This window comes from Plantactinospora sp. CNZ321 (assembly GCF_004217235.1).
In genome coordinates this window covers 3,683,064-3,698,030 of sequence record NZ_SHKQ01000001.1, presented here as the reverse complement: position 1 = coordinate 3,698,030, position 14,967 = coordinate 3,683,064, and the positions used below count along the sequence as shown (strand labels likewise).

Here is a 14,967-nt window from a genome sequence, read left to right as displayed (position 1 = left end):
CGGTGTCCGCCGTCCTCCGACTCGTCCGCTCCGGTCTGCGCGGCGGCAACCGGGCCGGCGCGTTCGCCACCGTCCTGGTCTCCGCGCTGGCCACCGCCGGCATGGTCGCCGGACTGTCCGTGCAGGGCCAGGGCGGTGCGGAGGTGGACCGGATCTACCGCGAGGCCGGCCGCCCGGACCTGGTCGTCTACGGCACGCCAGAGGTGCTGGAGGGCGTACGGCAGGACCCGGCGTTCGCGGCGACGACCCCGGTGACCCCGTATCTTGCCGGGGTCGTGGCGCTCGGCCGGGACACGGTCGACGCCCGGATCACCGCCCTGGCCGGCGGCACGGCCGCGCTGGGCCGACCGCTGCTGCGTACCGGCGGGTGGCCGTCGGCCGGGGAGGTGGTCTTCGACCAGGCCGCCGCCACCGCGGCCGGGATCCGCGCCGGTGACCGGGTGCGGCTGACCGTCGGCGGTCGGCCCGCCCTGCTGACCGTGGCCGGTACCGCGGTCGACCTGACCGACTGCTTCTACCCGGACTGCGACCCGATCCGGCTCTTCGTCGACCCCGCCACCCTGGCCACGCTCGCCCCGCCGCCGGCCGCCACCCCGACCGCCGAGGTCACCCCGACACCCACTGCCACGCCCACCCCGGGTGCCGGACCGGCCAGGTCGCCCGAGGCCGGTCCGACAACGGCGGCCCGGCAGACCGCGGTGCTGGTCGCCCGGCTGATCGAGCCCGACCGGGCCGACGCGGTGGCTGCCCGGATCGGCACCCGCTCCGGCGTGCAGGCGGTCCAACCGTGGCCGGACACCAGGGACGACATCCTCATCCGGGACCGGATCTTCGGTGCCTCGCTGGCCGGTTTCGGCGTCTTCGTCCTGCTCGCCGCCGCCTTCGTGGTCGCCGGCACCGCCGCCGCCCGGCTACTCGCCCGGCGGCGGGAGATCGCGCTGCTCCAGTCCGTCGGCTACACCGCCCGACAGGTGACGACCGGACTCGTCGCCGAGACGCTGCTGCTCGGCGCGGCGGGGATACTCGTCGGCTGGGTGGCCGGCATCCTGGTCGCCCCCTTCCTCCAGCTCGGCCTCGCTGGCGCGCTCGGCCGGGCGGGCCCGCGGATCGACCCGCCGTCGCTGCTCGGCTCCGCCCTGCTGGTCGGTACGGTCCTCGCGGCCGCCACCGTAGCGCCGGCCTGGCGGGCGGCCCGGCAACCGGTCTCCGACGTGCTGCGCGACGCCGCACCGCGCGGCGCGGAACCGGCCCGGGTCACCCGGATCCTCGACCGGCTCCGGCTCGGCCCCACCTACCGGTACGGGCTCGGTGCCGTACTCACCCGGCCTGGGCGCTCGGCACTGACCGCCGCCGCCCTTTCGGTCGCCGTGGCGGCGGTGGTCGTCGGGGGTGGCTTCACCGCCACAGTGGATCGGCTGGTCGCCGAGCCGGCCCGGACCGGCGACCCCTACGACGCCGTCGTGGTGGCCGACGGCACCGATCCGGCCACCCTGACCGCAGCGCTGGCCGGTACGCCGGGTGCCGCCGGCTGGTACAGCCAGCTCGACCGGCGGACCACCCTCGGCGACCAGACGTTCCTGTCCCGCGCCATCGGTGGGGATCCCGCCGACGCCCGGTTCCTGGTCCAGCAGGGCCGGCCGCTGCGGGCACCCGGCGAGGCGATCGCCGGATACGGACTGCTGCGCCGGTTCGACCTCCAGGTCGGTGACACGGTCGAGGTCCGGGCGGGCGGCACTCCGCTGCGGCTGACCATCGTGGGCTGGTACAGCGAGACCGAGGACACCGGAGAACTGCTGATGTACCGGGCCGAGATGCTGCCGGGGGTGGCACCGGAGGCGTACCTGGTCTCGGCCGGTCCGACCGCCAGCCCGGAGACGCTGGCCGCCACCCTGCGGGACCGGCTCGGCCCCGGCGTCACGGTGCACGCCCGGGCGTCCGATCCGGACGACCTCGGCACCTTCACCATGGCGATGCGCCTGCTGGCCGCCCTCGTCCTGCTGGTCAGCCTCGCCAACCTGGCCGCCGCGCTGCTGACCGTCGCCCGGGAACGCGCCCGCACCCTCGGGGTACTCCGCGCGGTCGGGTTCACCGTCCGGCAGACCCTCGCCCAGTCCGCTACCGGCGGTGCCGCGCTCGGCCTCGCCGCCGCGCTCGTCGGACTCCCCGCGGGGCTGCTGCTGCTCCGGCTCCTCACCGACCGGGTACTGGTCGGCATCGGCGCCGGGCCGGGACTCGCCGAGCTTCCCCCGGCCGCGCTGCTCGCCGGGACCGTGCCGGCGGCCGCCCTGGCCGGCGCGCTCGCCGGGGTGCTGGCCGCCGGCCGGCTGGCCCGGACCCCGGCCGCCGACCTGGTGCGCTACGAGTGACCCGGTACGCCCGACCGGCACGCCGCGCGTACCGGTGGATCAGAACTCGTCGTCGAACCGGACCGTGCCGGTCACCCCGACCTGGTACGCCGAGACCCGCCGCTCGAAGAAGTTGGACAGTTCCTGGACGTCCTGCAACTCCATGAAGGCGAACGGGTTCGCCGACCCGTACAGCGGCTCGATGTCGAGTTGGGCCAACCGGCGGTCCGCGACGTACTGGAGGTACTCCCGCATGTCCGGCAGCGAGAGTCCGGAGACCCCCTGTGCGAGCAGGTCCTCGGCGAACTGCACCTCGCACTCGACCGCCTCGGCGACCATCTCGCGGACCTGTCCGCGCAGCTCGTCGTCGAAGAGGTCCGGCTCCTCCCCGCGTACGGTGTCGACGACGTCGAAGGCGAACGCCATGTGCATCGACTCGTCCCGGAACACCCAGTTGGTTCCGGAGGCGAGCCCGTGCAGCAACCCGCGGGACCGGAGGAAGTAGACGTACGCGAACGCGCCGTAGAAGAACAGCCCCTCGATGCAGGCGGCGAAGCAGATCAGGTTGAGCAGGAACGCCCGACGGTCGGCACGGGTCCGCAGCTCACGCAGCTCGAAGACGGAGTCGATCCATCTGAAGCAGAACTCGGCCTTGCGGCGGATCGACGGGATGTTCTCGATGGCGGCGAAGGCGGCGAACCGCTCCTCGTCGTCCGGCACGTACGTGTCGAGCAGGTTGAGGTAGAACTGCACGTGTACCGCCTCCTCGAAGAGTTGGCGGGACAGGTAGAGCCGGCCCTCCGGCGAGTTGACGTGCTGATAGAGGTTGAGCACCAGGTTGTTGGCCACGATCGTGTCGCCGGTGGCGAAGAACGCCACCAGCCGGCTGACCAGGTGCCGCTCGGCCGGGGAGAGCCGGTCCAGGTCGGCCAGATCGGCGTGCAGGTCCACCTCCTCCACGGTCCAGGTGTTCCGGATCGCGTCCCGGAACCGGTCGAAGAAGTGCGGGTAGCGCATCGGACGCAGGGTCAGGTCCATTCCGGGGTCGAGCAGCATGGGTTCCTCTCGGTCGCTGGTGGTGGTGGAGGAGGTCACTGGCAGGCCTCGCAGGATTCCGGGTTCTCCAGCGAGCAGGCCGAGGTCGGATCCGGCGCCTCGGCACGGGACGGCGGCACGGCGGCCAGCGCCGGCCGGGAGCCCTGCGGCACCCCCACCGTCGCCTGCTGGATCCGGGTGGCCGGGCGGGACCTGAGGTAGTAGGTCGTCTTCAGTCCCGACTTCCAGGCGTACAGGTACATCGAGCTGAGCCGGCCGATGTCGGGCGCGGCCATGAAGAGGTTCAGCGACTGGGACTGGTCGACATAGGGGGCCCGGGCGGCGGCCAGGTCGATCAGCGCCCGCTGTGGCAGCTCCCAGGCGGTACGGAACAGCTCGCGCAGCCGCGCCGGCAGCTCCTCGATGCCCTGCACCGAGCCGTCGGCCCGCTTGATGGCGGTCCGGATCCGCTCGGTCCACAGCCCGCGTGCCTTCAGCTCCGCCACCAGGGCGGTGTTGACCTGGAGGAACTCTCCGCTCAGCGTCTCCCGCTTGAACAGGTTGGAGACCTGCGGCTCGATGCACTCGTAGCAGCCGGCGATCGAGGCGATGGTGGCTGTCGGGGCGATCGCGACCAGCAGCGAGTTACGCAGCCCGTACGCCGAGATCCGGTCGCGCAGCGCGGCCCAGCGCCCGGTCTGCCGGCCGGTCACCCCCCACAGGTCGGGTTGCAGCTGCCCGGCCGCGGCCCGGGTCTGCGGGTACGCCGGATGGGCACCGAACCGCTCGGCCAGCCCGGCCGAGGTCTCCAGCGCGGTCAGGTAGATCTCCTCGGCGATCCGGGTGGAGAGTTCCCGCGCGGCCGGCGAGTCGAACGGCAGCCGCAGCGCGAAGAAGACGTCCTGCAACCCCATCACCCCGAGTCCGATCGGCCGCCACCGGGGGTTGCTCGCCGCCGCCTCCCGGCTCGGGTAGTAGTTGATGTCGATCACCCGGTCCAGGAAGGTCACCGCGGTCCGGACGGTCTCCCGCAGCCGTACCCAGTCGATGCCGTCCGGAACGGCGGGCACGACGCCGGGGTCGGCCGGGACGGCGGGCACGCCGCCGGGGTCGGCCGGGCCGGTCGCCAGGTGCGCGGCCAGGTTGACCGAGCCCAGGTTGCACACGGCGGTCTCGGTGTCGCCGGAGACCTCGATGATCTCGGTGCAGAGGTTGGAGAGGTGCACCACGTTGCCCGGCTCGGCGGTCTGGTTGCACAGCCGGTTCGAGGTGTCCTTGAAGGTCATCCAGCCGTTGCCGGTCTGGGCCAGCGTGCGCATCATCCGGCCGTAGAGGTCACGGGCCCGGACCTGGCGGACGTACCGGCCCTGCTCCTCGGCCGCGCGGTACGCCGCGTCGAACTCCGCGCCCCACAGGTCGGGCAGCTCCGGCACCTCGTCCGGGTCGAGCAGCGACCAGATCCCGTCCGCCTCGACCCGCCGCATGAACTCGTCCGGAACCCAGTTGGCCAGGTTCAGGTTGTGGGTACGCCGGGCCTCCTCGCCGGTGTTGTCCCGCAGGTGCAGGAACTCCTCGACGTCCGGATGCCACGGTTCGAGATAGACGCAGGCCGCGCCCTTGCGCCGACCGCCCTGGTTGACCGCCGCGACCGACGAGTCGAGGGTGCGCAGGAACGGGACGATGCCGTTGGACGTACCGTTGGTGCCCCGAATCAGCGCGCCCCGGGAGCGGATCCGGGACCACGAGATGCCGATCCCACCGGCGAACTTGGACAGCCGCGCCACCTGGGCGTACCGGTCGTAGATCGAGTCCAGTTCGTCGCGAGGCGAGTCGACCAGATAACAGGAGGACATCTGGGTGTGCCGGGTGCCGGAGTTGAACAGCGTCGGCGAGCTGGGCAGATACGCGAGCGAGGCCATCAGCCGGTAGAAGCCGATCGCCTCGTCCGGGGTCCGGGACAGCCCGCAGGCGACCCGGAGCAGCCAGTACTGCGGGGTCTCCAGCACCAGCCGGTCCACCGGATGCCGCAGCAGATACCGGTCGTAGACGGTACGCAGCCCGAAGTACTCGAAGCGCCGGTCGGCGGCAGGGTCGACGGCGTCGTCGAGTTCGCGGGCGTGGGCGCGGACGAACTCGGCCGTCTCGTCGCCGATCAGGCCGTGTCGGTGTCCGAGTCGGATCGACTCGCTGAACGTGTCGACACCCTGCCCCCGGACCTCCTGGTCGAGGTATCCGGCGAGCAGCCGGGCGGCCAGTCGGGAGTACTGCGGCTCCTCGCCGATCAGCTCGGCGGCGGTCCGCACGCAGAGCCGGTGCAGCTCGGCGGCGGTCGCTCCGTCGGGCAGGCCGTTGACCGCCCGGGTCGCCACCCGCACCGGGTCGACATCGGGCAGGTCGTCGGCCTGGTGCCGCACCGCCCGGGCGATCGTGGCGACGTCCGCCGGCGCGGTGACCCCGTCGCGGCCGCGTACCCGGGGCGGCCGGGCGTCCCGGCCGGGGCGGTGACCGCCGGTGTCCGACATCGTCGGCTGCTCGGCGTCTCGCGCCGCCGGCCTCGGCGGACAGCTCGGAGTTCCGCCCGTCCCGCTCGGCGTGGCCTCGGTGACCGTCACGACTCTCTCCTCGCGCACTCGACTCCTCCGGTCCGGACTACTCCGGTCCGGAGGAAGCCGCGCGGAGACGCCGACGGGCACGCGATGGCGTACGTCGGTGGCGTCGGCCGTCCCGCGCGGCCTCGGACCGCCGCGTACGGGCTCGTACGCGGCGCGCTGGCAGGTCTTCGGACTCGTGGGCGGTCCACCGGGTACCGGTGGTTCGCCTACTGGCCGTCGCTTCCCAGGCGGTCCGGTTCTCGGCCGGACGACCCAGTGCGTGATGACGGCGGTCGTTCCCACTCACCGCTGCGGGGCAGTCCCGGACTCCCACCGGGTTCCCTCTTGCCTCGACCGCCGGCGGCGGCCGAACCAGCTGCAGGCAACACCATATATAGGGATGGCCCGAAAGTCATACCCCAAGATGTCGTGTCGGCGTGTCGGCGTGCCTCACGGCCACACCCCGGCGTCACAATGACGGGTCGTCGCCCGTCCTGTCCGCGATGCCACCGTGGCCCCCGCCGACCCGTCGGTCCGGGTCGGCCCGATCCGATCCGACGACACGCGGAGACTTCCATGCACATCCTGATCACCGGGGCGACCGGGCGGCTGGGCCGGGTGCTCACCCCGGAACTGGCCCGGGCCGGGCACACCGTACGGGCTGCCAGCCGCGCTCCGGCGCCACTCGGAAAGACCGGCCCGGACCTGCCTGCGGAGGGCGGCGGCGAGGTGCGGCCGGTCCGGCTCGATCTGGTCACCGGAGCCGGACTACCGGCCGCGGTCGACGGCGTCGACACCGTCGTCCACCTGGCGTCCGCGCCCTACCAGCGCGGCTACACCCGTCAGGTCGACGTGGCCGGCACCCGCCGGCTGGTCGACGCGGCCGGCCGGGCCGGGGTACGACACCTGGTGTACCTGTCGATCGTCGGCGCCGACCGGGTGCCCTGGCCGTACTTCCGGATCAAGATCGAGGCCGAGGCGGCGGTCGCGGCCGGCCCGGTGCCGTGGACGGTACTCCGGGTCACCCAGTTCCACGAGTTCCTGGCCGAGGCGATGAGCCGGCTGGACCGGCTGCCGGTACTGCCCGTCGATCCGGGAATCACCGCGCAGCCGGTCGATGTTGCCGACGTCGCCGCGTACCTGCGGTGGCGGGTGACCGCCGCACCGGGCGGGGCGACCGAGGAGTTCGGCGGGCCGGCGGTACTGGACGCCGGAACGCTCGCCCGGGACTGGCTGGCGGCGCGACGGATCCGGCGCCGGCTGCTCCGGCTACCGGTGCCGGGGCGGCTCGGCCGCGCCTTCCGGGCGGGTGCGCTGGTCTCCCCCACCGGCGACCGGGGACGGATCACCTGGCAGGAGTACCTTTCCGGCAGGTCGGAACGGGCGGGGTAGCGCCCGGGTGGGCTCCGCAGGGTCCGGCGCCGGGTCGGCGGCAAAGCCGATCATGCGCCGGCGGCAGAGCGATCCGGCGGCGGGTACCTCCCAGACGTCGACGAAGCTCACCGAGCGGATCGATGCGATGATGTGGAGACCGGACGATTCCGCAGAGCGAGCGAAACTGAGGGCCCGGCACAATTCCGGTGAAAAACCCCGGACCCGGCCGGGCGCGTGGCGGGGAGACAGCGATGCACCACCCCTGGTAACGTCGGCGACACTCGGCGTCGAATCATGGATCTCCATGTTCCGTGCGGCGCCGCCCTTGTACCGGCAGGTGCTCGAACAGGGAGTTGTCACTGCCCACACGAGCCTCTCAGTTCTTCTCGCGTCGCGGGTGCACACCGTGCCGGGCCCGGTAGGTCGTCTCCGGGTTCCCGGCCACGTCCGCCCGGCTCAGGAGGTGACGGGATGACCAGTTCGGTCGACGTACGGGACGGCTATGCTCTCTCGCCGGTCCAGCGCGGCGTCCTCCGCCCAGCCTCCGAGGAGGTCGATCCGGCCTGCGACCTCGAACAGGTGCGCCTCGTCATCCGTGGCCGGCTGCGGGTCGCCGAGTTCCAGCAGGCGTGGCACCGGGTGATCGCCCGCCACGAGGTGCTGCGCACCGGGTTCGTCCGGCACCGGGTCGAGGAGCCTGTCCAGGTGGTCGCGGCGAAGGCGCCGCCACCCGAGTGGCACCTCGACGACCTGCGGGCCATCCGGGCCTGCCAGCGCCGACGCGGCCTTGCCGAGTTCCTCGCCGCCGACCGGGTCCGGGGCTTCACCCTGGACGCGCCGCCGCTGACCCGGTTCGCCCTGCTCCGCGTCTCCGAGACCGAGCACCTGCTGGTCTGGACGGCCCACCACCTGGTCGTCGACGGCTGGAGCCTGCCGATCCTGCTCCGCGAGGTGCTCGCCGAATACCAGGCGGCGATCGACGGCCGGGAGGTCGCGCTGCCGGCTCCGACGCCGTTCCGGGACCACGTGGCCCGGGCTGCCGCCCGTGACCTTGCCGAGGCGGAGGATTTCTGGCGCGCGGAGTTGTCCGACCGGCCCGTGCCCGGACCGCTGCAGAGCGATCCGCCGGCCTGGCGGGGAGAGCCGGCGGACGCGTTCGACGAATACACGTTCGAACTGACCGGCGAGGACACCTACCTGCTGCACGAGGCCATCGCTCCACAGCGGATCACGCTGGAGACGGCGATTCAGGGCTGCTGGGCGCGGCTACTCTCCGCCCGCGCCGGGACCGGCGACATCATCATCGGTTCGACGGTCGCCGGCCGGGGCGCCGGATCGGCCGCGGAGGCCCTGGTCGGTCCGCTGGCCAACACCGTGCCGGTCCGGGTCCGGATCCGGCCCGACCAACCGGTCGGAGTGTGGTTGCGCGGATTGCAGGCACGCCAGGCCCTGGCCCGCCCGTTCGACCACGTGCCGCCGGCACTGATCCGGTCCTGGGCCGGGCTGCCTGCCGGGGCGCCGCTGTTCGAGACCGTCCTCGACTTCGAGACCTATTCGATGGACAACGACCTGTTCACCGGTACGGCCGACGCGTCGATCCTCTCCGTACGCTTCGACGGCCGGTGGTCGGCGTCGCACCACCCGCTCAACCTGCTCGTCGTACCCGGCGAGCGGCTCGGCCTGCACGCCAGGTACGACCTGCGGCACCTCGATCCGGAGACGGTCGAGAGCCTGCTCACCGACCTCGCGCTCCTGCTCAGCCTGGTCGCCACGGATCCAGACCGGCCGGTTTCGGCGCTCCGCCCGCCGGACGACGAGCCCCTCCCCACCGGCTGACTCGGTGCCGGTGGGACCCCGGCGCCGTGCGGCGAGCCGGTCAACAGCAGGGCGACGGCCACGTGCAGAGCAATGGCCTTTTTCAACCTGGACCGCGCGGCGCTCATGCACCGCGTCCGACCTTGCGGTCCGTCGGACCGCAAGGGGAGGTTGAAAAAGGTTCAATGTGGACCACGGAGAACCGGGGCGCCGGTCAGGAATCGACCAGACCGAGAGCGGCGAGCCCACCGGTCAGGTCTGCGGCGGTGACCAGATGACGGAGGTTTCCCTGCTCACGTAGGTCGATCCGGCAGCCGGCAGGACCGAAGTGGACGGTCACCCGCTGCCCCGCATGGTGCGCGCCGAGCCGGCGCAGCATCGGCTCCGGGTCGGTGATCACCTCCGCCATCGACGCCTGCGGCACCGCGATCGGTTGCGCAGGGTCGTCCGGCACCGCCTCGGCCAGCACACTGCCCAGATAGTCGAGAGCGTAGGCGACCGCCCCGGCCAGGGTTGGCCGGCCCGCCGGCTCGACCTCCGGCGCCGTCGGGGCGGCGACAGTGATCTCGACGTACCAGCAGAGGCCCTGCACGCGCAGCGGGTCGTCGGCGTTGTGCCGGTTGTCGCGTACCGAGACGTCGACCGCCAGGCCGAGGCCGTGGGCGAGCCGGATCAGGTGGGCCAACGGCGGCACCTCGGGTGGGGCTGCCAGCACGATCAGCCGGCCGCCGGGTCGGCCCCGGCCGGCCTGGGCAAGATGCTGGGTCAGCGGCTCGACGCCGGTCACGTGCAGCGTGACGTACCCCTGGCGGAGGTCCTGGTCGACCGACCAACCACCGTCGGCCTCGGTGAGGTCCTCCGGTCGTACCCCGAAGGTGCTGGCGTGGGTGGCCAGCCGGAAGCGCTCGGGTAGCTGGACCACCGGCTTGCCGCCGGGTTGGGTCGCGACCAGCGGCGCGGGCGCGGCGTCGCCGGCCCGCCAGTTGAGGTGTACGACCTGGTGGTCCAGGTCAGTGAGGGTGACGACCAGCCCCTGGAAGATCCGGTGGCTGCCCAGGCAGGTGTGGCAGGTCAGCATCCCGGCGCGTAGCCCGGTGCCGAGGCAACTGTCGCAGTCCGGATCGACCGTGGCGGTGCCGACGGTGCAGAAGCAGGGCCGCAGCCCGTTGCCGGGGTCGCAGGCCGGGCACGGGGTGTGCGGGATAGCATCGCCGAGCCAGCCGGGGTCGGGTGGTTCCCAGCCGCGCCGCAGCACCTCGGTGTGCCGGCGCAACATCTGGCCGGTGTCCCGCTCGACCAGCCGTTCGGTCCGGTCGGCGACCCGCAGACTGGTGTACCACCAGTGCCCGTCCCGCCAGATCGCGCAGGCGCCGGGGAGCGGCTCTCCGGTGCGCAGATCGGTGCACTCGGAAATCACCCGGCGCTCCACCTGGTCAAGATCCCGGACCGGCCGCGCGGGGTCGGCCGGCTTGACCGACGGAACGAGATATCGGGCCGGTGCGGCCAGGCCGCGCGCCGCGATGCCGGAGATCGCGGACAACGCGGTGGCGGTGCCGAGCGCCTCGGTCAGGCTGTATGCGGTGCCGCGCCGGGCCGTCGGCACCGCCGCCCCGGGTACGTCGAAGCGGACGTCCCAGAGCAGGTCGTCGTGGCCCTGGCACAGTCGACGCGCCTCCAGCACCAGGTCGAGGCAGAGCCAATCGGCGAGGGCACAGAGCTGACCGAGGCGGTGCACCGGGGCGACCGACGGCGGGGCGACGCTGCGGCCGAGGAACACCTGCCAGCTCTCGTCGGGGTGCCCGGCGATGGCCTGGGCTTCCAGCGTCAGCCGCTGATCGTCGGGCAGTTCGGGGCTCCACTCGCGGGGCAGCCCTACGGCCGACCCGTCGCCCGACTGCCCGTAACAGTCCGTCCAGGTGACCGCGCCGACGGCTTCGGCCAGCGCATCGACCAGGGGTTTCAGCGGCAGCTGCCATCCGTGGTCGGGTGCCGGCCGGGGCGGCACCGTGCCCGGGACGACACTGGCCGAGGCGACCTCGCCGGTGTCGACGTTGGCCACGGTCAGCACGAGCTGCGCCCGCCGCTCACCGCGCTGTCCGCACCGATGGCAGGCGGTCGCGACCTGTCCGACGCCGCGACAGACCCGGCATTCCTGGTACGGCTCGCGGGGTGCCTGGTCGTCGGTGACCAGCATCCGGTTGCCGTACCCGACGCAGAGGCAGGCGCCGACCGTGAAGGTCAGGCCGTCGCAGCTCGGGCAGGTGACGGTCACGGCGCGGCCGGTCATCGGCCCGTCCACCATCGAATACGACAGACATTTGCGCGCACGGCAGCATCATCCTTTCGCCGAGGATTATTGATCAGCGCGGCGGCCCAGTAGAAAACTGTTTGGACGGTCGCCTCTCAGGGGCCATCTTGTAGCGTGTACCGGGCGGCTGGCAACAAATTCGCGCGAGAAATCGGCGCCGCGTATTGACTTATTTCTGGTGAACGGATAGACGTTTTATCGGAGGCGGCAGGATGTTGCAGAATCGAACGCGGGGAGTGATCAAATGACCGAGGACATGGGTTCGACCGTGCCGCGCCGCCAGCTCGGCCGAACACTCAAGCAGCTCCGCACCGAGGCCGGGGTGACCCTTGACGCGGCGGCCGAGGCGCTGGAGTGCAGCCGGCAGAAGGTCTGGCGGATCGAGAGTGGACTCGGCGTGGTCCGCTCGCTCGACGTCAAGGCGATGTGCGCGCTCTACGACGTGCGGCCGGACCTGGTCACCGCCCTGGTCGGCCTGGCCAGCCAGACCAAGGCCAAGGGCTGGTGGCACGCGTACGGCGACGCCATCCCCGAGTGGTTCGAGCTGTACGTCGGCCTCGAAGCCGTGGCCTCGCGGCTGCGCTTCTTCAAGGATGCGCTGCTTCCCGGGATCGTGCAGACCCGTGAATATGCCCTCGGGATGTACCGTACCGACCAGCCGGAGATGGACGAGGATAGTCGGGAACGGGCTATCGAGGCACGGTTACAACGCCAAAGCCTGCTGACCCGGCGCCTACCCCCGGCACCGAGCGTGGACATAACCTTGTCCGAGGCCGCGCTGCTGCGGCCCGTCTGCGACCGGCAGGTCATGACGGGACAACTCGAACACCTACTGGCCGTGTCCGCGCTGCCGAACGTCGTCATCCGAGTGCTGCCGCTGGCTGCCGGGCAGCATCGCGGTTCCCTGGCCGGGTCGTTCATCATCCTCGACTTTCCGGTCGGCAACCGGAACACTCCGGAGCCGCCGATCGTCTACTGCGAGTCGCTGACCGGGGCTCTCTACCTCGACCGGCCCACCGAGTACGCCGCCTATCAAAAGGTATGGACCAGCCTGGATGCACTCGCACTCGATGAGGGACAATCGAGGAACATGATCCACAAAATCATCGGGGAGATGCAACATGGCTGACCTGCGCGACGCGCACTGGCGCAAGAGCACTCGCAGCGGAGGCAACGGTGGCGAGTGCGTCGAGGTCGCCGACAACCTGACCGACGTCGTCGCCGTACGCGACAGCAAGGACCAGGCCGGGCCGGTCCTCGCCTTCTCGCCGTACACCTGGTCCGCCTTCGTAGCCGGAGTCAAGACCGCCAGCATCGTCCACTGACCGACCCGCTCCCACCTATGCCCGGCCCACCGGACGAGGGCATGGGTCTGTCGGATTTTCGGTCCGCAACGGGTGAGCCGGCCGAAGTCCCCGGGGGGTCGACGGCGGTCAGCGACCGGCGTCCAGCAGCCGGTCGAGGTTGACGGCGGTGCTGATCAGGGAGAGGTGGCTGAATCCCTGCGGGAAGTTGCCGACCTGCTCGCCGCTCGGCGCGATCTCCTCTGAGTAGAGGCCGAGCGGGCTGGCATAGGTGAACATTTTCTCCAGCGTCAGCCGGGCGTCCTCAAGGCGGTCGGTCCGCGCGAGGGCGTCGACGTACCAGAAGGTGCACATCGTGAAGGTGCTTTCGATTCCGGGCAGACCGTCCGGGGATGCCTCCGGGTTGTAACGGTAGACGAGGCTGTCGGAGACGAGTTCGTCGTCGATGGCATGCAGAGTTGACTGCCACATCGGGTCGCGCGGCGACACGAAGCCGACGGAAGGCATGGCGAGCAGCGCTGCGTCCAATACGTCGTTGCCGTAGTGCTGGACGAAGGCCCGCCGTTCCGGGTGGTAGCCCTGCGCCATGATCTGGTCGTAGATTCGGTCACGTACTGCCGTCCATCGGTCGATGTCCGCGGGCCGTCCCAGCGCGTTCGTGATGCGGACGGCGCGGTCGAGGGCGACCCATGACATCAGCCGTCCGTATGTGTAGTTCCGCCTTCCGCCGCGGGTCTCCCAGATCCCCTCCTCCGGCTGGTCCCAGTTGTCGCAGAGCCAGTCCATCGCCCGTAGGGTGTGCCGCCACCCCTCGTGGGTGATCTGCAGCCCTCGGCTGTCGGCGACGTGGAAGGCGTTGAGTGTGGCGCCGTAGATGTCAAGCTGCAGTTGCGTCGCCGCGCCGTTGCCGATTCGGACCGGAGCCGAACCCCGGTAGCCTTCCAGGTGGTCGAGCACCTCCTCGGGGATGTCGGGTGAGCCGTCGACCCGGTACATGACCTGCAACGGACGGCCAGTCTCGTCGGCGTCGCGGACCCGGTCGCCGAGCCAGCGCATGTAGCGGTCCGCCTCGTCGGTGAAGCCCAGGCACAGCAGCGCGTGCACCGAGAACGATGCGTCGCGGACCCAGGTGTAGCGGTAATCCCAGTTGCGTTCCCCGCCGATGTGCTCGGGCAGACCCGCAGTGGGCGCGGCGACCAGCGCACCGGTCGGCGCGTACGTCATGAGCTTGAGGGTTATGGCGGACCGCTCGACCATCTCCCGCCAGCGGCCGGCGTAGTCGGAGCGGCCGAGCCAGCCCCGCCACCAGTCGCGCGTGCACGCCACCAGGTTATCGACCTCGTCCGGGCTGTACCGACGCGGCGGGTCGGGATCGATGCCGGTCTCCAGGACCACACCCCCGACCTCGCCCTCATGCAGGGTGGCGACGAGGCAGATGCCCTCGTCGGTTCGGCGGACGTCGTGCTGCTCGGTCAACTGGTCGGCGTACCGCACCCGGCTCAGGCTGAAGGCGGCCGTCGCGCTCCGGATCAGGCTCCCCTCGGGGTGGACCTCGAGTTTCTGGGGGTCGCGGCCGTAGTTGAACCGGGGTTGACAGTCGAGACGGAACCGCATCGTGCCGCGGACCATCCGGAGGACCCGGACCAGTCGATGCCGGTCGGTGGCCTGGTCGCCGGCGACCGGCATGAAGTCCATGAGCTCGCCGACGCCGTCCGCACTCAGAAAGCGGGTGATCAGGATCGGGGTGCCGGGCAGGTACAGCTGTTTGCGCACGTGGTCGACGCCGTCCGGCGCTATCCGGAAGTAGCCGCCGCGGCGCCGGTCCAGCAAGCCGCCGAAGATGCTTGGTGAGTCGAACCGCGGAGCGCAGAACCAGTCGATCGTGCCGTCCACCGCCACCAGGGCGGCGGTCTGCAGGTCACCGATCAACCCATGCGATTCCACCGCAGGGTACGAATCCACCAATCCTCCCTGGGGTCCTTCCCGACATCCTCCCCGACCGGACGACTACCCCCGGTCCCCCGACGCACACCTCCCACCCGAGTGGGCGCGCGCGGACCTGGACCATCCAGAGCGAGAGTCGGTCGACGTTCCCCGGCTGAGGTGTCAGGAGTTCGGCGAAGCCCTCGACTACGGCGGCCAGTTGAGCCATCTCTGGGCAGGCTTGGACGGCCTGGTGGTGAAGCGGGTTGAAC

The 14,967-nt window shown here is 71.5% G+C and carries 9 protein-coding genes and 1 riboswitch; of the genes, 5 read left to right on the top strand and 4 right to left on the bottom strand.

The features are described 5' to 3' along the window. Positions 1-2 precede the first annotated feature (2 nt). A complete protein-coding gene (locus tag EV371_RS16175; RefSeq protein WP_130462773.1) occupies positions 3-2,366 on the top strand; it encodes an FtsX-like permease family protein in 2,364 nt (787 codons plus the stop codon). Positions 2,367-2,405: 39 nt separating this feature from the next. On the opposite strand, the gene EV371_RS16170 is transcribed toward EV371_RS16175, so the two are convergent. Then, the gene (locus EV371_RS16170; RefSeq protein ID WP_130462772.1) at positions 2,406-3,401 is read right to left on the bottom strand and encodes a ribonucleotide-diphosphate reductase subunit beta; all 996 of its coding nucleotides are present in this window, start codon (positions 3,399-3,401) and stop codon (positions 2,406-2,408) included. A gap of 35 nt (positions 3,402-3,436) precedes the next feature. Continuing rightward, positions 3,437-5,902: a ribonucleoside-diphosphate reductase subunit alpha gene (locus EV371_RS16165; RefSeq protein ID WP_130465962.1), complete on the bottom strand. Its 2,466-nt coding sequence runs from the start codon at positions 5,900-5,902 to the stop codon at positions 3,437-3,439. Between the two features lie 231 nt (positions 5,903-6,133). Beyond that, positions 6,134-6,363, bottom strand: a riboswitch (cobalamin riboswitch). Positions 6,364-6,547: 184 nt separating this feature from the next. On the opposite strand from EV371_RS16165, the gene EV371_RS16160 reads away from it, so the two are divergent. Next, entirely contained in the window at positions 6,548-7,363 is an 816-nt protein-coding gene (locus EV371_RS16160; RefSeq protein WP_130462771.1) for an NAD(P)H-binding protein, read from the top strand. Positions 7,364-7,816: 453 nt separating this feature from the next. Then, the gene (locus EV371_RS16155) at positions 7,817-9,181 is read left to right on the top strand and encodes a condensation domain-containing protein (RefSeq protein ID WP_165436714.1); all 1,365 of its coding nucleotides are present in this window, start codon (positions 7,817-7,819) and stop codon (positions 9,179-9,181) included. 193 nt (positions 9,182-9,374) lie between these two features. Here EV371_RS16155 and EV371_RS16150 read toward each other — a convergent pair whose 3' ends face one another. Beyond that, positions 9,375-11,447 (bottom strand): hypothetical protein, encoded by a 2,073-nt coding sequence (locus EV371_RS16150; protein WP_130462769.1) that lies wholly within the window; start codon positions 11,445-11,447, stop codon positions 9,375-9,377. 265 nt (positions 11,448-11,712) lie between these two features. Between EV371_RS16150 and EV371_RS16145 the strand changes: the two genes are divergently transcribed. Continuing rightward, positions 11,713-12,597: a Scr1 family TA system antitoxin-like transcriptional regulator gene (locus EV371_RS16145; protein ID WP_130462768.1), complete on the top strand. Its 885-nt coding sequence runs from the start codon at positions 11,713-11,715 to the stop codon at positions 12,595-12,597. Then, positions 12,590-12,793 carry a DUF397 domain-containing protein gene (locus tag EV371_RS16140; RefSeq protein ID WP_130462767.1) on the top strand — a complete coding sequence of 68 codons (204 nt, stop codon included), beginning with the start codon at positions 12,590-12,592 and terminating at the stop codon, positions 12,791-12,793. Before EV371_RS16145 ends, EV371_RS16140 begins: the two co-directional genes overlap by 8 nt. A gap of 108 nt (positions 12,794-12,901) precedes the next feature. Here the strand turns inward: EV371_RS16140 and EV371_RS16135 are convergent, their stop codons facing one another. Then, positions 12,902-14,734 carry a glycoside hydrolase family 15 protein gene (locus EV371_RS16135; RefSeq protein WP_130462766.1) on the bottom strand — a complete coding sequence of 611 codons (1,833 nt, stop codon included), beginning with the start codon at positions 14,732-14,734 and terminating at the stop codon, positions 12,902-12,904. Between the last annotated feature and the right edge of the window lie 233 nt (positions 14,735-14,967).

Bases quoted from the DNA above. Each gene is read 5' to 3' on its own strand.
- EV371_RS16165 (WP_130465962.1), bottom strand. From the start codon at position 5,902: ATGTCGGACACCGGCGGTCACCGCCCCGGCCGGGACGCCCGGCCGCCC.
- EV371_RS16145 (WP_130462768.1), top strand. From the start codon at position 11,713: ATGACCGAGGACATGGGTTCGACCGTGCCGCGCCGCCAGCTCGGCCGA.
- EV371_RS16155 (WP_165436714.1), top strand. From the start codon at position 7,817: ATGACCAGTTCGGTCGACGTACGGGACGGCTATGCTCTCTCGCCGGTC.
- EV371_RS16170 (WP_130462772.1), bottom strand. From the start codon at position 3,401: ATGCTGCTCGACCCCGGAATGGACCTGACCCTGCGTCCGATGCGCTAC.
- EV371_RS16140 (WP_130462767.1), top strand. From the start codon at position 12,590: ATGGCTGACCTGCGCGACGCGCACTGGCGCAAGAGCACTCGCAGCGGA.
- EV371_RS16160 (WP_130462771.1), top strand. From the start codon at position 6,548: ATGCACATCCTGATCACCGGGGCGACCGGGCGGCTGGGCCGGGTGCTC.
- EV371_RS16150 (WP_130462769.1), bottom strand. From the start codon at position 11,447: ATGACCGGCCGCGCCGTGACCGTCACCTGCCCGAGCTGCGACGGCCTG.